General features: G+C 49.3%; 12 protein-coding genes. 2 read left to right on the top strand and 10 right to left on the bottom strand.

Annotated features, from left to right (window positions below):
* Window positions 1–27 precede the first annotated feature (27 nt).
* From WBJ53_RS10950 to WBJ53_RS10935, 4 genes are all read right to left on the bottom strand, one after another.
* Complete coding sequence (locus WBJ53_RS10950) at window positions 28–1323, bottom strand: serine/threonine-protein kinase (protein WP_338876157.1); 1296 nt, start codon at window positions 1321–1323, stop codon at window positions 28–30.
* Window positions 1324–1329: 6 nt separating this feature from the next.
* Window positions 1330–2910: a serine/threonine-protein kinase gene (locus WBJ53_RS10945; RefSeq protein WP_338876156.1), complete on the bottom strand. Its 1581-nt coding sequence runs from the start codon at window positions 2908–2910 to the stop codon at window positions 1330–1332.
* A complete protein-coding gene (locus WBJ53_RS10940; RefSeq protein WP_338876155.1) occupies window positions 2910–4343 on the bottom strand; it encodes a protein phosphatase 2C domain-containing protein in 1434 nt (477 codons plus the stop codon). The genes WBJ53_RS10945 and WBJ53_RS10940 overlap by 1 nt, the downstream gene beginning before the upstream one ends.
* Before the next feature lie 159 nt (window positions 4344–4502).
* Window positions 4503–5507: an FHA domain-containing protein gene (locus WBJ53_RS10935; protein WP_338876154.1), complete on the bottom strand. Its 1005-nt coding sequence runs from the start codon at window positions 5505–5507 to the stop codon at window positions 4503–4505.
* A gap of 177 nt (window positions 5508–5684) precedes the next feature.
* On the opposite strand from WBJ53_RS10935, the gene WBJ53_RS10930 reads away from it, so the two are divergent.
* Entirely contained in the window at window positions 5685–5942 is a 258-nt protein-coding gene (locus WBJ53_RS10930) for a GlsB/YeaQ/YmgE family stress response membrane protein (protein WP_338876153.1), read from the top strand.
* A gap of 400 nt (window positions 5943–6342) precedes the next feature.
* Here the strand turns inward: WBJ53_RS10930 and WBJ53_RS10925 are convergent, their stop codons facing one another.
* A complete protein-coding gene (locus tag WBJ53_RS10925) occupies window positions 6343–6954 on the bottom strand; it encodes a TetR/AcrR family transcriptional regulator (RefSeq protein WP_338876151.1) in 612 nt (203 codons plus the stop codon).
* 385 nt (window positions 6955–7339) lie between these two features.
* On the opposite strand from WBJ53_RS10925, the gene fabF reads away from it, so the two are divergent.
* Window positions 7340–8584: a beta-ketoacyl-ACP synthase II gene (fabF, locus tag WBJ53_RS10920; protein ID WP_338876149.1), complete on the top strand. Its 1245-nt coding sequence runs from the start codon at window positions 7340–7342 to the stop codon at window positions 8582–8584.
* A gap of 41 nt (window positions 8585–8625) precedes the next feature.
* Here the strand turns inward: fabF and WBJ53_RS10915 are convergent, their stop codons facing one another.
* From WBJ53_RS10915 to WBJ53_RS10895, 5 genes are all read right to left on the bottom strand, one after another.
* Window positions 8626–9219 carry a hypothetical protein gene (locus WBJ53_RS10915; RefSeq protein ID WP_338876148.1) on the bottom strand — a complete coding sequence of 198 codons (594 nt, stop codon included), beginning with the start codon at window positions 9217–9219 and terminating at the stop codon, window positions 8626–8628.
* 53 nt (window positions 9220–9272) lie between these two features.
* Window positions 9273–9452 carry a DUF5989 family protein gene (locus tag WBJ53_RS10910; protein WP_338876147.1) on the bottom strand — a complete coding sequence of 60 codons (180 nt, stop codon included), beginning with the start codon at window positions 9450–9452 and terminating at the stop codon, window positions 9273–9275.
* Window positions 9453–9522: 70 nt separating this feature from the next.
* Complete coding sequence (locus WBJ53_RS10905) at window positions 9523–11481, bottom strand: hypothetical protein (protein WP_338876146.1); 1959 nt, start codon at window positions 11479–11481, stop codon at window positions 9523–9525.
* An 8-nt stretch (window positions 11482–11489) separates the two neighbouring features.
* Window positions 11490–13295, bottom strand: coding sequence for an SGNH/GDSL hydrolase family protein (locus tag WBJ53_RS10900; protein WP_338876145.1), 1806 nt, complete (start codon window positions 13293–13295; stop codon window positions 11490–11492).
* A 213-nt stretch (window positions 13296–13508) separates the two neighbouring features.
* Window positions 13509–15239 (bottom strand): RagB/SusD family nutrient uptake outer membrane protein, encoded by a 1731-nt coding sequence (locus tag WBJ53_RS10895; protein WP_338876144.1) that lies wholly within the window; start codon window positions 15237–15239, stop codon window positions 13509–13511.
* Window positions 15240–15243: the final 4 nt, after the last annotated feature.

Here is a 15243-nt window from a genome sequence, read left to right as displayed (position 1 = left end):
GCCACTCAATTACTAATGACCAATAGCTTAATTTGAATTTTTAATGGAATCTGGAACCGTCCGGGTCGAATCGGCGGGGGGCGTTGGTGGCATATGATTCGTAGAGTCGGTCGTAGGGGTATCGGTTGCGTCGCTTTCTGCGGGTGTTTCCTCTTCCGAAGTATCATTCTCCCATGAACTTGTCGTATCGGGCTCCATCATTCCGGCACTCAGCGAATCCGACAAAATCCGGCTTGAATCATCCTGCCGGGTTTCGACTCTGGGGGGTATTTGTTGGCTCCGATAATAAACGAAAAACGCAATGCCTGCTGCCACAATGATTCCAGCCAGCGCGGCCCAGTTCCAGTTGCTTCCTGTACTGGTGGGTTCTTCCTCCTGCGCCGGTGGTCGGGGTTGCTCAACAAGGGGTGTTACGGGCAAGGGAGCAGACATCATTCGAGACCGGGTAAATGAAGGCCGATCACCAGCATGACTCGCTTTCCACTGCTCCACATTTGCCTGCCCCAGCAGCACCCGCAACTCGTTCACATCGCTCAGCCGTTGAGCCGGGTCTTTAACCAGCAGCCAGTGAACCAACTCATCCAGGCTCGGCGGGATGGGCTGTTCCTGGGTTCGCAAAGGAGGAGGGGCCGATGTCAATACCTGATTCATGAACGAGGCTATGCCGGCACTGTTGGCCATAGAAAACGGGACCTGCCCCGCTATACACTCATACAGAACGACACCGAGCGAATAATAATCCGTTGCTATATCCAGGTTTCGTGGATTGTCGATCTGTTCGGGAGAGGCATATTCATAGGTCATTAACGACTGCCCCGTTATGGTATGGGATTGCTCGCGCAACCGGGCTATTCCGAAATCGGTCAGCAGAAAATGGTATTCGCCACTTGGCAATAATCGATACAGAATATTTTCGGGTTTACTATCCCGGTGAATGATCCCTCGCGGATGAATTGCCTGAAACGCTTCGGCCATTTGCTGCCCCAGTCGAATTACCGTCGGAATATCCAGGCACGCCTGACGATCCAGCAGTGTCCGCAAACTGCCTCCCTCAATCCACTCCATAACAATAAACGGCATAGGCAGGTCCAGCGCCACCTCCCGAACACCAACCACATTTGGGTGCCGAATGTCTGTCATCAGTTGCGATTCAAGCCGAAACCGTCGGAGGGTTTCAGGCTCCGTATGGAACGTAACGTGCTTGATGGCTACCAGATCGCCAGTTGCCAGATGACGCGCTTTCAGGACTCTGGCATTGGAACGGCCAATCTCACCAATAATTTCATAGCCCGGAAAATGGGTATTGACACTTACGGTTGGCATGACCAGTTAATTTAATGTGTCTGAAGTCAACGAATCAGCCGGAACAAGATTAATCAGCGAGTCGAGTTCCTTCGGAAAATCGTACTTCAGCACCTTACAACTCACCCGCGTACCACGGTCGCTGTCGGGAGCTTTCCGACTGCGGGTTGAGTTGGGCTCTACATTATTGAAAAAAACCTTCTCGGTTTTGTATAGTTGACCATTATCTTTAAAATAACTGACCAGCACCGCTACAGAAGGAAATTTGAAGTTGCTGGGGTTATTTAGTTCGATCAGGGCATTTTTGATTCCTCCCAGAAAACCAACCCGAAAATCAATCATTTCGGCAGTCAGCGATTTCCCGGCCTCGACGGCATTTAAAGCCTGTTGGCGGAGTTCTTCCTGTCGCCGGGCCTCTTCGGCCTGTTGTTGCTGCCACTGGTCTTCATTCGTCGAATCGACGGGGGTCTCTGCTGCCGTTGAGTCCGTTGATTGCAATTCCCCGATGGTATTGTTTGTGGACGATACCCCTTTTTGTAGCGGTCGGTTGAACGCATAATAAAGCCCCGCACCACCCACTAAAATTACCAGCAGCAAAACCGTCCATGTCAGGCTTTTTCCTGATGGTTTTGGCATTTCTCTCTGAACGGGCGACGAACTGGCGATTGGTTCGGGAATGGCGTCCGGCTCAGATGTTGGATCAGAAACCAGCGGAACAACGGGAGTCGGTCGACTGGCTGGTATACTGCCTCGACCGACTTTCAGACAATTCAGCTCTGCCTGTTTTAGCTGCCAGATTAGTTCATCGGGGTCGCTCAGGCGTTCTTCCGGTTTCTTTTGCAACAAATCCTGAAGAATAGGCACGAACGGACCAAGCAATGCATCCTGACTGGTTACGGTTAAGGCAGGTGGCGTTTCGGTTAATACCCGGTTCATAAACGTCACAATGCCGGAATGATCAGCTAATGCAAACGGAACAGAGCCGTGAAGGCACTCGTATAAGACAACGCCCAGCGAATAATAGTCGGTGGCGGGCGTTAGGTTTCTGGGATCGTTGAATTGCTCCGGCGACGCATATTCGTAGGTCATCAGCGATTGCCCGGTCAGCGTTGTTGACTGCTCGTGCAGGCGGGCAACCCCAAAGTCTGTCAGCAAAAAATGCAGTTCACCGCTGGGCAATGGTCGATACAGAATATTTTCGGGCTTAATGTCGCGGTGAATTATTCCCTGCGTATGAATCGCTTTAAAGACCTCGGCCATTTGCAATCCCAACCGAATAACGGTGGGTATACTGATGCGATTCTGACTGGTAATGAGCTGTCTTACACTTCCGCCCTCTATCAGCTCCATCACAATATACGGAAGCTCGGCTTCCAGTTGCACTTCCCTAACTTTCACAATATTGGGATGAGAAATGCTGGTCATAATAGCCGATTCCCGCTGAAACCGACGGAGTGTTTCCTCATCTGTATTAAGCGCAAAATGCTTGATAGCTACCAGATCGTCAGTCGCCAGATGGCGCGCCTTCAGGATACGGGCATTGCTGCGCCCTAACTCACTGAGCACTTCATAGCCGGGGAAACGGGTATCGAATCGAATCGTGGACATCAAGGACGATGAGGTTGGGTAGATACTGACCGATTTTGAATAGAAACCTGAACCTGCGCATTTCGAAAAGTGTCTTGCCGGATAACTGCCTGAATTGGCCGCCCTACCCCTCGAAAGTACACATTTGATAACTGAATTGGTGGGGCTGGAATTGTCTCGATGCCGGTTCTGAACCCGCAAATCACCATATTTTCGAGATGTACCGGTCCTGAACGCAGAATTTGCAGTGCCAGCTCAGCCTGGGCGGTATCTGCTGGCAACAGAACTGTCAGTCGGCTGTGGCCTACAATCCGTTGCAGTGAATCGGTCACTAACAGAGGCCTATCAAGCCAGACCGTATCGGCTGGCAAGTTCAGTTGATGGTCGGCACTTCGGTAGGCAACCTGCATGAGCGAATCAAGCCGAGCTGTTTGTTTCAACACAATGCCGGGCACCCCGGCAGTTGTAAGGCTATCTGTGCGAATCACTTCGTGCGTGCCCGATGGTTGATTGTTGTACCAGACCAGTCCGGTGATTCCGCCAACCAGAAGCAGTGTCGCCACAACCCATAAACGTCCCGAACGGCTTTTTTCGGGCTGAGGCCGAACGGGCTGGCCATTATCGGTACCGGCCGGGAGCAATGGATTTTGGGGCAGTTGCGCCTTAATAGGTGGGTTGGCAGAGGGTGCGGGCTGGCTTGGAGGTGTGTTGTTCGCAGCCAGAACTACCGTAATATTATCATTTCCTCCCTGCGAGTTTGCTAACCGAATCAGTTCAGCCGAGCGATCGTTCAACGATCCATTGCCCGTTAATATGGCAGTAACCTGGGCCTGGGTAATCATGTCGGTAAGGCCATCGCTGCACAGCAACAACTGATCACCGGGTTCAAAACTAGCCTCACCCGACTCCAGAAAGTCAGGGTCATCGACCCGGTGTTTCAATGAGCCAAGGTCGCGCAGAATTTCGTTCCGGCGGGGGTGTTTCATAGCTTCGGCTTCGGTTAATTCATTAGCATCCTCCCGAACGCCGACGAGCGAGTGATCGTGGGTTAGTTTTTCGAGTACGCCCTGCCGCAGTCGATACAAGCGGGTATCGCCAACATGCACAAACACGACTTTCTGCAAACGACTATCGGCTACTGCAGTGGTCAACACACAGGCCATTTGCGCCAGTTGTGGATTTTCCTGCCGTTGTGCATTTATCTGATTATTGGCAAACACCACCGCTTCGCGTAGCATCGATAGCGGATCGCCATTGGGTTTGGCCATATACTGTTCGATGCTCTCTTTGGCAATGGCAGCCGCTTTATCGCCCCCGGCATACCCCCCGACGCCATCAATCACTCCTAATAAAACACTGGTTTCTGACCAGATCGGGCTACAGATTAACGTGTCCTGATTGTCTTTACGACGCTGACCGACGTCGGTTTGTCCGGCAATTGAAATCGAATTCATGTTCATTGGGAACAGGTATATACGGAACCATGCCGCTAAAAATTCAACCCATAAAGCAGGGCGTTGTTTCTTTAGCGGGGCAAATCCCGAAAGTGGCTTATGACCAGAAAGCCCACAAACAGAAGCAGCAGAACGACGAGTAGTGTATCGACGAGCATCTTACCCAATCCGTTTAAAATGCAGTGTAACCATACTGTTGAGCAGAATCTGGGCATCATCGGGCAACGCAAACCACTGCGGACTGGCAGGTTCGCTGCGTGGAATAAGCTGTTCGTTGACGCGGGTTTCGTTGCGGCTGAATGACGTAATTTGAAACGACTGCGTTGCGTCGTTGTAACGAATTCGGGCGTGCGGATTCGACACGTAGGCCGATTCGATCAGCAGGTAATTCGGAAAATGCTGGTTATCAGGCTCCTTCCGAGCTACTACAATTTCGCGGTCGCGCATCTGGTAATTAGCTTCCTTACTGAGTTCGGCCACATAGTAATCGATCTGGGCCAGCCCCGAACCCAGGTTTCGGTGCGGTATTGGTGCACTTTGGGTCGCATTTCCTAAGCCAGCAGGGCGTTTGATGGCCTCTGCATTCGTATCAAAGGTGAACTTAACAACAAATGCGCCTGGTTCGCGGAAGTCGATGTGCCGAAACGTGTTGGGGTCGAGATCAACTTTTTCGTATCGGTTGGTTTGCTTAACCCGCCGGGTTGCGCGCCAATTTTCCGACGCCTGAGCGGGGCCTTGCCCTGGTAGCATTCCCGTTAAAGCCCCAATTACTTTCACATCGCCCGGATGTATGGGTTCGCCCCCAAACTCATGTCCGCCCCCAAATTTAAAAAACCAGTTCGAAGACACGGGGGCAATGTGTTCATAATTTGTTTTCTGCGATTTTATGAGGCTGGTAAAGGCTTTAACGGCTTCATTGACAATAACGGGAAATGCATTTTGACGCTCTTCGTAGGTATCTGGATGCAGAATGATCAGATAATGAGCGTTGAACAACATACTACTTCCGACCGATTCCCGGCGTATGGAATCGGAGAAAGAAGCAATAAGTTCGTCTAAGATTTGCGTATTCGTAATGGTGTTGGCTGGTGTAGCGTCGGCCAGGCTGGTGGGAACCAGGAGCTTGCTTAGTTTACCAAGCCAGCCGGTGGATTGATCTGCCATCTGAGAACTGGGTTAGATTGCTCCCTTGTAACGATAAAGGCGAAGAATTTCGTTTGAGCAGCCAACATTTGTTCGTAAGCGTGTTCGTCTACGATGCAATCGTGAACGAACTGAGATACGTTACTAATCAGAAAGCCCTTCGTCTTATCAGCAACCATTAAATCCCCTATTTTCACGATGAGCTTCCTTATATCCATTCTTATTGGTGCGCTGGCCGGATGGCTGGCCGACCAACTGTTTCCTCGTTTTTCGTTTTCCATCTGGATGCAGATTTTATTAGGTATTGCCGGAGGTTTTGTTGGAGGCTGGTTATTTGGAAACGACTTCCAGCAGATGCTAGGTTTACCGGATTTGCTGGCTCGAACCCTAACAGCGCTGATAGGGGCTATTATTATACTGGCCATTGCCGGCCTGATTAAACGCATGAATAGTTAACTCATTCTGAAAGTTCAATTAATAAAAAGGGCGGTTCAACCAATTGAACCGCCCTTTTTATTGAAAATCGTTAAACAACGGGGTTTCTGATCAATAGCTTACAAGTCTATAAATCAGAACGTTAGTCTCCTTTTTTCTTTCCCTTTTTTCGTTTCCGGGATTTCGTATGTTTCCACTCCCACCATAGAGCGGCTCCGCTTAGGGCAATAACTCCTGTAGTGAACAAGATGACAATGTAATTTCCCATAATCGAACGCTTCGTATTAAGCCTGGTCAACTGGCTGGTATTGCTATCCATACGTAACTGCTACAACCAAAAACAGACCCGTTACGCACGATATAACAACGCCTGAAAACCGATTATGTCCGTATAAACAGAAGCAATAACAAATTTTGCCGACTACGGCACCCGTTTCTCCAATTGCCCAATCAGCATATCGACCGTTTTCAGCACCTTATCCAGATACATTGGCGTGTTGGTTGCCTGGGCAATCATGATCCCACCTTCAATGAGCGCAATGATCGACAACGCGGTTCGTTCAGGTTCACTATCTTCGCGAAATTCGCCAGTAGCAATCCCCGCCCTGATCAGATCGATAATGTTTTTTTTCCAGTACAGGATCGCTTTTGACGCCCTGTCTTTGAGCAGGTTATTGGTATCATCGGCTTCGATGGCGGTATTCAGAATCGGGCAGCCCCCTACTACTATCGGGTTACGAAAAAGCTCTCGATACACATCGCCATAAACCTGTAATTTCTCTCGATAGGTTGCCGCCAGATCCATTCGTTGTTGAATTCCCTGCTTTATTCGGGACAGATTGTAGTCAAAAGCGGCCAGTGCAACTTCTTCCTTGTTTTCAAAGTTGCCGTATATACTTCCTTTCGTTAGGCCGGTTGCTTCCGTTAAATCATTCAATGATGTGCCGGCATAGCCTTTTGTATTGAAAATACCGGCCGTTGTTTCGATAATAAACTGACGGGTTCGTTCGGCTTTTGATCGTTTTGGTGTCATGTCGAAGGTGTGTATTTGTTGTTTATTAGTCCGTTTCTCCTGGCGAAAATTCAACTAGCTACTCAGCGTTTAGCGCATTCTGGCCCAAAGCCTGAAGGCGCTGTCTATTTCTGCATCCCGGCATTGGCTGGTGCCCTATCGCCAATCTTACAAAAATAACAATTGGTATTTATTATTTAATTAAATAAATGAACAGGAAATCAACTATACGTACAAAAACTGCCAAATCAAGCTGATACATCAGAGCCAGCAAAAGAACTTATTCGCTCATTATTTCGTCAGTAAAATACCAAATAGTATTATTTACCTATATTTACCAGCCGCTGAAATTATTTTTTACCAGTCAGTGATTAAAAGACCTTAGTAGTCATTATTTACAACGAAAATGTTACACCGAGTTGTTGTTACCGGAATTGGTGCTTTAACACCAGTGGGTCATAACGCCCCGACGTTCTGGCAGAATGTAGTGAATGGTGAGAGTGGTGCAGCCACCATCACCAAATTCGATCCTACGCTGTTTCGCACCCAGTTTGCCTGCGAAATCAAAGGATTCGATGCATCGCAGTATTTAAATCGCGCCGATCTTAAACGCACCGATCCATTTACACAATATGCATTGGTAGCCTCAGATGAGGCCATTCGTGATTCGGGTTTCGACCTGAACCAGATCGATCCATTTGAGGTGGGGGTTATCTGGGGAACGGGACAGGGCGGCATGGATGTCTTTGAAGAACAGGTAACCGAATACGCACAGGGCAATGGCCAGCCACGGTTTAGCCCATTTTTTATACCCAGGTTAATTCCAAATATGGCTTCGGGCATGATTTCGATTCGAAATGGTTATATGGGAATCAACTACACCACCATTTCGGCCTGTGCCACATCGAATACCGCCATTATGGATGCCTTCAACTACATCCGTCTGGGGAAAGCCAAAATTATTATAACCGGCGGCTCTGAGGCTCCCATTACACCCGCATCGTTTGGTGGATTTAGTGCCCTGAAAGCCATGTCGACCCACAACCAGAATCCCGCATCGGCCTCGCGCCCGTTCGATGTAGATCGCGATGGTTTTGTGATGGGCGAAGGCGCTGGTGCATTAGTGCTGGAAGAGTATAACCATGCCGTAAAACGTGGAGCCCGTATTTACGGAGAAATTACGGGAGCTGCCATGACCGCCGACGCATATCACATGACTGCTACTCATCCCGAGGGCATTGGAGCCGCAAAAGCAATGCAACTGGCACTGGAAGAATCAGCGCTGACCATTGCCGATGTCGATTACCTGAACACCCACGCTACCTCTACCCAGGTGGGCGATTTATCAGAAATCAAAGCGGTAACGAGTTTAACGGGTGGCGAAAAAACAAAGTTACAAATCAGTGCAACCAAGTCCATTACGGGTCACTTGATGGGTGCCGCCGGAGCAGCCGAAGCCATTATCTGCCTGCTTTCGATGCGCGACAGCGTTATTCCACCTACCATTAACACCACCAAACTCGACCCGGCTATTCCCGACAATCTGACTATTGTAACGAAAGAAGCCAGACCCGCTTCGGTGGATGTTGCAATGAGTAATACCTTCGGATTTGGTGGCCACAACAGTATTGTTGTGTTTCAGAAAGTCTAGCGTTTTGGTCTTAAGCGCTCATTTTTTACAAAAATGAGCGCTTAAGACCATTTCAAACCGGCAGTTTTGAATAATAATTGCCGAACGCCCTGTCCGGCAAAATCAAGATCGATAACCATTTCTTTAGCAGCTTTCATCTGGTTGATCAGCTTTTGTTCGGCATCAAAAAACACAATGTTGGCCCGACCATTTTCGGCGGCTACTAGCTCATACGCAACAGGTGATTGCCGATCAAAACGTATTCGGGCTTTACCACCCTGAAAGCTTCGATTAAACTGACCTTTCGACACCTCTATGTATACCGTTGTGCCGCTTTCGCGCTTCCGAATGGTCAGGGTAGCTACTGAACCTCCGTTGTATGGAAACGAAAACTCAAGAATATTGGAAGCCACCAGCGAAGCTTTATAGACCGGTTTTCCCTCTTTATCGGTCTTTTTTTCATAGGCCCATTTTCCGGCCCCGGCCGCAACTGTCGCTTTTATAGCAGACTTAGTGGAAACGGTTCCACCGGTTTGCGTGCTGTCGTTTTTTGGAGCTTCGGCAACGGTTTGTTCAGTGGATTGTTGCGTAGTCTTTTCTTTCGTTGAACAACTACCCAATAGCAGGAGGCCTATAGCTCCAATCAGTGCCTTCATAAATAAGTCTCTACAGAATTCTCCATAAAGATATACCCATCTGGCATACGGGCTCAAAAAATAGAATAGATAAACGGAGCCAGTGCCGAGCCAGTCGTAAAAATGGTCAGGGCGCCCAACAGCAGCAATAGGATAAAGAGCGGTACTAGCCAATAGCGCTTCCGTTCGCGCACGAACAACCAGAAATCCCGAAGAAATTCCATACTTATTTCTTTTTCAAAAATCAGAGCCATCTCCATCGAGTGAAAAGCGGCTGATGCATCTATTTCACGCCATGGATAATTACAATTGCACTACCTCCTACTACTTTCTTAGCCGCTCTATCTGCCGACTCAATTGAAGCGCAACGGCATTATGCGGGTCATGTTGTAGTGTTTTCTTCACATATCGGGTAGCTGCCGTCGCATTGGCAAACTTCAGATAACCAGTTGCCAGTTGGTTGCTTAGCTTTACGTTCGTGCTATCCTGCTCATACTGTTTTTTAAGACCAACCAGTTGTTCAACAAACGCCTGCAACTCACCAAGGCTAAACCCCGACTGATTGTTTGCCGCAGCATAGCGCAGATAAGGTAATGCCGCGTCGGGCCGATCCATCTTCAGCAAAAGTACAAACAACCGCTGCGCCCGCTCGAACGAGTTAGCCAACTGAAACGCCTTTTTCTGATGCCAGACAGCGTCTTCATTTTTGCTTAAACTCATGCACAGTTTCCCGGCCTGATCGTATAAACCCGGATCGTTCGGATATTCCAGTATGAGTGATTCGGTAACCCGTAACACCTTCCGCAGATCGTTTTGTTTGGCATAGTAAGCAGCCAACTGATTCATCGCGTCGCGCCATATCAATTGTTTCACAGCCAATGCTCCGGCCAGTTGCTCTTCCAGGGTTTTCGGACGGGTTTCTTCGGGCGGCATCGGCTCATTGAAAGGCCAGCCTTCTTTCAGAATCATCATTTCGTAAGCACCCTGCAACGAATCGACAGTTGTAATGGGCATTTGCTGGCGCAGTTGGGCAAACGAAAGTTCGGCCCGATTTGCCGGATCGATCAGTCGACGTTTTTTCAGGGCTTCATAAAAAGCGTCGGACAGTAAGGCATAGCCCAGCAAATTAGGGTGAACATGCTCCAGCAACGTTTCCTTACCGAGTATTCCCTGTGGCGACTGCCGTTCAAAATAGGTTTTTGTGTCGACCACCGTTACGTTTGGATACTGTTTTCCCAGCTCATCGATAACCTGATTCATAGCTTCCGGGGCCCGAAACCGCAACAAGTCCAGCTCTTTTGCCTGTATAAATGCCTTTTTTGCGGTTCTGAAATCACCCTGTTTATAAGCCTGCTTACCGAGCCGGTATTGTTGTTCAGCCGATTCGGGGCCGTTGCCCGATGCGCTGATAAATGGCTTCAGGTCTTTTTCGTTACTAACCAGATTGCTGACAAAAACCGGAATTTTCTGACCCGACAATTGCTGGCAAAGGTCATTCATATTGGTTTTAAACTGCTCGATACCCTGTGCATATGCACCCGACCCGTAGGAAATCTGCTGGTCGGCCGCCATACGCTTCATCAGGTTTTCGCGCAAATCGACCTGCTTTCCCGACACGGCTCTTTTCAGCTTAGTCAATGCTTTCGTAACGAGTTGCACCACCCGAAAGTCGCGCAGCCACAGCACTAGCCGAACCACTTTCGGATTGTGGGCAATCGAGCTTGTTGAGCCCACACCCAATGCACCGTAATACTCGTTATGACCAGTATAAATCAGCACCGCATCGGGCTGATGAGCGGCCAGTTCGCGGGCAAAGCCAAATACCGTATACGAGTTGACGGCCGTTAAGGAAAGATTGATAATTTCGAATTCCCGCTCCGGAAAGGTATGCATCAGCCGGTACTGCAACCAGCGGTGAAACGAGCCGTTGTGCATATATGGATAGCCAATAGTCGTTGATTCGCCCAGCACAAAAATTCGTAAGGTTCCATCGGCTTTATACTTCCGAAACGGTTCGAAATTACCGACAGTAGCATTGTCTGTTTCTGTAAAATACCGCTCCGATGCATAGCGGTTCATGACCAGAAAGCCCGGTTGTTGCGGATCATCGACAAAAAGCCGCAGGTCGTGCCCATAGCCCGCTACGCGCAGAATACCTTCCAGCAAAGCCAGCAGCACCAATGGCAACAGCATCGCGATTCCTTTAAACAGCCAAAGCTGCGGGCGGGTCATGCGCCTGCGATCGGCCAGGGTTTTGGCGGGCGTGACGACTGGCTTTGTCATAGCCATTTTTACCGTTTTTGTTTATGACTTTGTTCGACTGGTTTCAGATAGGGGCTCAGCTTTGCAACTAATTTCTGATAGCCTTCGGCATTAGGGTGCAGCCCATCCGTAAACAGTGTTTCATCAATTTTACCGTCCTCTTTCAGAAAAACGGTTCCAGGATCGGCAAACGTCACGTCGACCTGCCCGGCAGCGCGTGCAATACGTTTATTCAGTTCCAGAATTCGCGCTTCGCCCTGCCGACGGGGCAAAATCCCCAACAATAAAACAGACGCTCCGGGCTGACGGGCTTTGATCGCATTGACCAGAAATGCCAGTCCCTCCACAATTTCAGTGTCCGTATTAAGATGAAGGTTATTCGTACCGATCATAACAACAACCTGCGCAGCGGCATAACCATCGAGTTCGTCGTGGTAAACCCGCCACAGTACATTCTCGATCCGGTCCCAGCCATAGCCAAAATTCTGCGTACCCAGCGGCTCAAGTACGGCATTCCACGAATCGGCCCCCCGGCTGATGGGTGCCTGCGGCTTACCGCCCCAGTAGTGCGTGATAGAATTACCGATAAACACAATCCGTGGTGGTTTTGCTTTCACCCGTTCCAGGGTCTGGCGGTGGCGGGTTTCCCAATCGTAGATAGCGGCATCCCGAAACTGTGTGCAGGGTTTGGTTGTGCCATACGCTCCGATTGGTTCGTTCAGGATCGGGCGAATGCTGTTTTCATAAGCATCGGCATAATGCTGCATACCCAGATCGGTTGGGTGCGTCCCATCGACCATATCGTCCATACCCAGATTGATGTCGGTTCGGGAAAGCAGGTAAACCAGATTGATGCCTTCGGTCTTCAATTGCGCAAATGCCTGACTCATCAGTTCATTAGCGTCCATGTAGTATTTCCGGCGGGTAGCATTGAGCGAGCCCTCCGTATAACCCGCATGATCGACCAGCAGCACGGGCACCTCGGGTCGTTTCTGGCGCAAGGTTTTAACGGATTCAATAATCCGGTTTCTGATTTCATCGGGAGCGATTCCTACTGAAGCCACCAAATTCGGTAAACAGTCGAGCACATAGAGCTTAGCATCAATGCTGGGCAGCAACTCAATAATCTCTTTCTCTAGTCGACCATTGCCCGAAAAACCCAGATTGATAACCGGCCGATCCAGTTTGCGTCCCAGAATGGCGGTCCAGGCCATACCCGGCCGCGAGGCACAAGCTCCCTGGGCAATGGAGGTTCCGTATATAACAATCGGTTTTTCGATACGGGTCGGCAAGGGCGTAAAGGACATTCCTTTCGGTACGCCAATTTCCAGCCATTTCACCGAATTATAAAGCGGCAGATAGAGCCGGTATTCACGTCCTTTCTGATGATACTGATCGTTGGGCGTAAGGCCCGTAAACCGGTATTCGAGCGTATCTTTGAACGAATATTTCCCCGTACACCAGTGCCAGTTGCCATCGCTGTCGAGCGCATACAAATCGACGCCACTCACGCCGGTAGCGGGCATATGCGGCAATGCATGAGCGCCACTCACAGCATACCGAACCACGAGCTGGTCGGTACTGGCGTTAAACCGAATCAGCAAGCCAGCAGCATTGTGCGATAAATTCCAAACGGGCGGCCTGACACTCTTTTCTGCCTGGGCGGGTAGCCGATCGTATGGACTCTGAACCTCTTTGGGCCAGGCCTGTCCTTCAATAACCGGAAACGAATTTCGGGCAGGATTCCACCAAACGTATTCGGTTGTGGTTTGGGCAAATCCGGTCAGGCAGTGAATACAGGCAAACAGGAGAAAAAAGAGCGGTTTTCTGGGCATAATCAATCGTTGGTTTGGGACCCTACAGGCACAAAGAGCGCTATGGTTGCTTTGCGTACGTAATGTCCCAACTAAAGCATCATTCCAGGGCATAGCTACTTTCAGAATCGGGCAAAATTTCTTCGTCTGATTCGTAATGAGCACCTGCGTGTCATCAATACAAATCAGACGAAGAGAACTGGTATGAATAGAAAAAAGTACCTCTTTTCGACCCTAATAACCTGGGTTCTGCTTCATGTTGGCATTAGCCGTAATTTCATTGATTGGAATGGGTTGCGCATAGTCGATAGCCGGATCAAACTGAATGGTTCCACCCCTAATTTTCTGATAGTAAGCCGCTTCCTTATCACCGATTTTCCATCGACATACGTCATACCACCAGTTAAACTCGCCGAAAAATTCGGCCCATCGTTCATAGCGAAGCGGGTTATTTTTTAAGACATCGTCCGGCGCTATGGTCTGGTCGGTCAGGCTTTTATAATCGATGGCCGATGGCGAATCAACAGGAAGCCCATAGGCTCGTCGATGCACCTTGTTCACATACTCAAGTGCCATCGCATTGTCGCCCGTATGGGTGAGTGTTTCTGCATAGAGCAGGTATATATCTGCGAGCCGCAGCCAGAGAATATTGTCGCCATTTGATCGGTTGACTTCTAACTCCGTGCCTGCCAGATTAATGTATTTTCGGAAACTCCAGGCCTCCATATCAATTTCCGTAATGTCCAGATAATGAGAAATGGGTCGTTTTACGCCACTCACCACCATCGAATCGACATACGGCTGAAGGCAGGCTACCCACAACCGAGGGTCTACCGTTTTGTTGGCTCGTGCCGCTTTCGATTTCGTAATATACGTGGGGTCGACATTAGCAATATTGGCCGTTGTTGTTCCCTGCGGAAAATAATGGCCCAGATTAAACCCAAACCGGGCAATGTTTTTAGCATGAGGGAACACATTCGACCAGGCCGATGCAATGGGCGCTCCATTGTCGCCGACATAGGTAGGCGCAATTAAGGTTCCGATCATAGAACCCATCGATAAATCCTGACCGCCATAGACCATATCGACGTTCAAATTAAGTTCGACCAACGATTCTGAATTGAATTCGTTTTGCCCATTGAACATATTTTTGTAGACATCGAACGCAACCAGCGACTTTCCACTACCGGCTATCACGTTGCCCAGATATGTTTTTGCGTTTGCCCAATCCTGCGTAAATACATAGACTTTTCCCAGAAATGCTTTTACGCCCCAGCCTGTCACTTTGTGTTTATCGGTAGCGGCCGTCCAGGTTTGGGTTCCCAGCAGGGTTTCGGCAGCTTTCAGATCGCTGATGATAAAATCCCAGCACTGTTTTACGGTTGAGCGGGCCACCTGCGTTTCGGCCAGATTATTGGCTACCGCCGTTACAATCGGTACTCCCATTTTATCGCCACCGGCCCCATCAACGATAAACGACTCTCCCCAGAATGTAGTCAGATAAAAATAATACCAGGCCCGCAGGTAAAGCGCCTGCCCCTTAATGAGACTGATAGTTGCCTGATCGGTAGCCGATGCTTTTGCATTGACCCGCTCGACCCCCGCCAGCAGGGTATTGCACCGTTGAACACCTCGCCATAAATCGGGCCATATCTGTTGCAGAAAGGCATCGCTGGGCAAGGCATTATTCTGCCCCATCTGAATCCAGTTGGGCGATCCCTGCCAGCTCAAATCTGTAGTATGATCCCACAGATAGGTGCTGTATGGGCCAATGGCCCGACCAAATATGCCGGTTGCGTGCTGAGTGCCATAAACACCCGTCAGTAGTTGTTCGAGATCAGAAATGGTGTTGGGGTAATTGCTCGTTGAAATGGCCGTTGGATTATCGACATTAACGAAACTGTCTTTACAGGAAGCAAACGCTATCAGTACCGTAAATAGAGCTAGTTTGACAAATATTTTCATAACA

The sequence above is a fragment of the Spirosoma sp. SC4-14 genome (assembly GCF_037201965.1).
GTDB lineage: Bacteria > Bacteroidota > Bacteroidia > Cytophagales > Spirosomataceae > Spirosoma.
Note: the sequence above shows the minus strand (reverse complement) of the source record. Positions and strands in the feature narration are given on the sequence as shown.

What these genes read in the sequence shown, in the direction of transcription:
- WBJ53_RS10950 (WP_338876157.1), bottom strand. Translation starts at nt 1,323, where the DNA reads ATGCCAACCGTAAGTGTCAATACCCATTTTCCGGGCTATGAAATTATT.
- WBJ53_RS10945 (WP_338876156.1), bottom strand. Translation starts at nt 2,910, where the DNA reads ATGTCCACGATTCGATTCGATACCCGTTTCCCCGGCTATGAAGTGCTC.
- WBJ53_RS10940 (WP_338876155.1), bottom strand. Translation starts at nt 4,343, where the DNA reads ATGAATTCGATTTCAATTGCCGGACAAACCGACGTCGGTCAGCGTCGT.
- WBJ53_RS10935 (WP_338876154.1), bottom strand. Translation starts at nt 5,507, where the DNA reads ATGGCAGATCAATCCACCGGCTGGCTTGGTAAACTAAGCAAGCTCCTG.
- WBJ53_RS10930 (WP_338876153.1), top strand. Translation starts at nt 5,685, where the DNA reads ATGAGCTTCCTTATATCCATTCTTATTGGTGCGCTGGCCGGATGGCTG.
- WBJ53_RS10925 (WP_338876151.1), bottom strand. Translation starts at nt 6,954, where the DNA reads ATGACACCAAAACGATCAAAAGCCGAACGAACCCGTCAGTTTATTATC.
- fabF (WP_338876149.1), top strand. Translation starts at nt 7,340, where the DNA reads ATGTTACACCGAGTTGTTGTTACCGGAATTGGTGCTTTAACACCAGTG.
- WBJ53_RS10915 (WP_338876148.1), bottom strand. Translation starts at nt 9,219, where the DNA reads ATGAAGGCACTGATTGGAGCTATAGGCCTCCTGCTATTGGGTAGTTGT.
- WBJ53_RS10910 (WP_338876147.1), bottom strand. Translation starts at nt 9,452, where the DNA reads ATGGCTCTGATTTTTGAAAAAGAAATAAGTATGGAATTTCTTCGGGAT.
- WBJ53_RS10905 (WP_338876146.1), bottom strand. Translation starts at nt 11,481, where the DNA reads ATGACAAAGCCAGTCGTCACGCCCGCCAAAACCCTGGCCGATCGCAGG.
- WBJ53_RS10900 (WP_338876145.1), bottom strand. Translation starts at nt 13,295, where the DNA reads ATGCCCAGAAAACCGCTCTTTTTTCTCCTGTTTGCCTGTATTCACTGC.
- WBJ53_RS10895 (WP_338876144.1), bottom strand. Translation starts at nt 15,239, where the DNA reads ATGAAAATATTTGTCAAACTAGCTCTATTTACGGTACTGATAGCGTTT.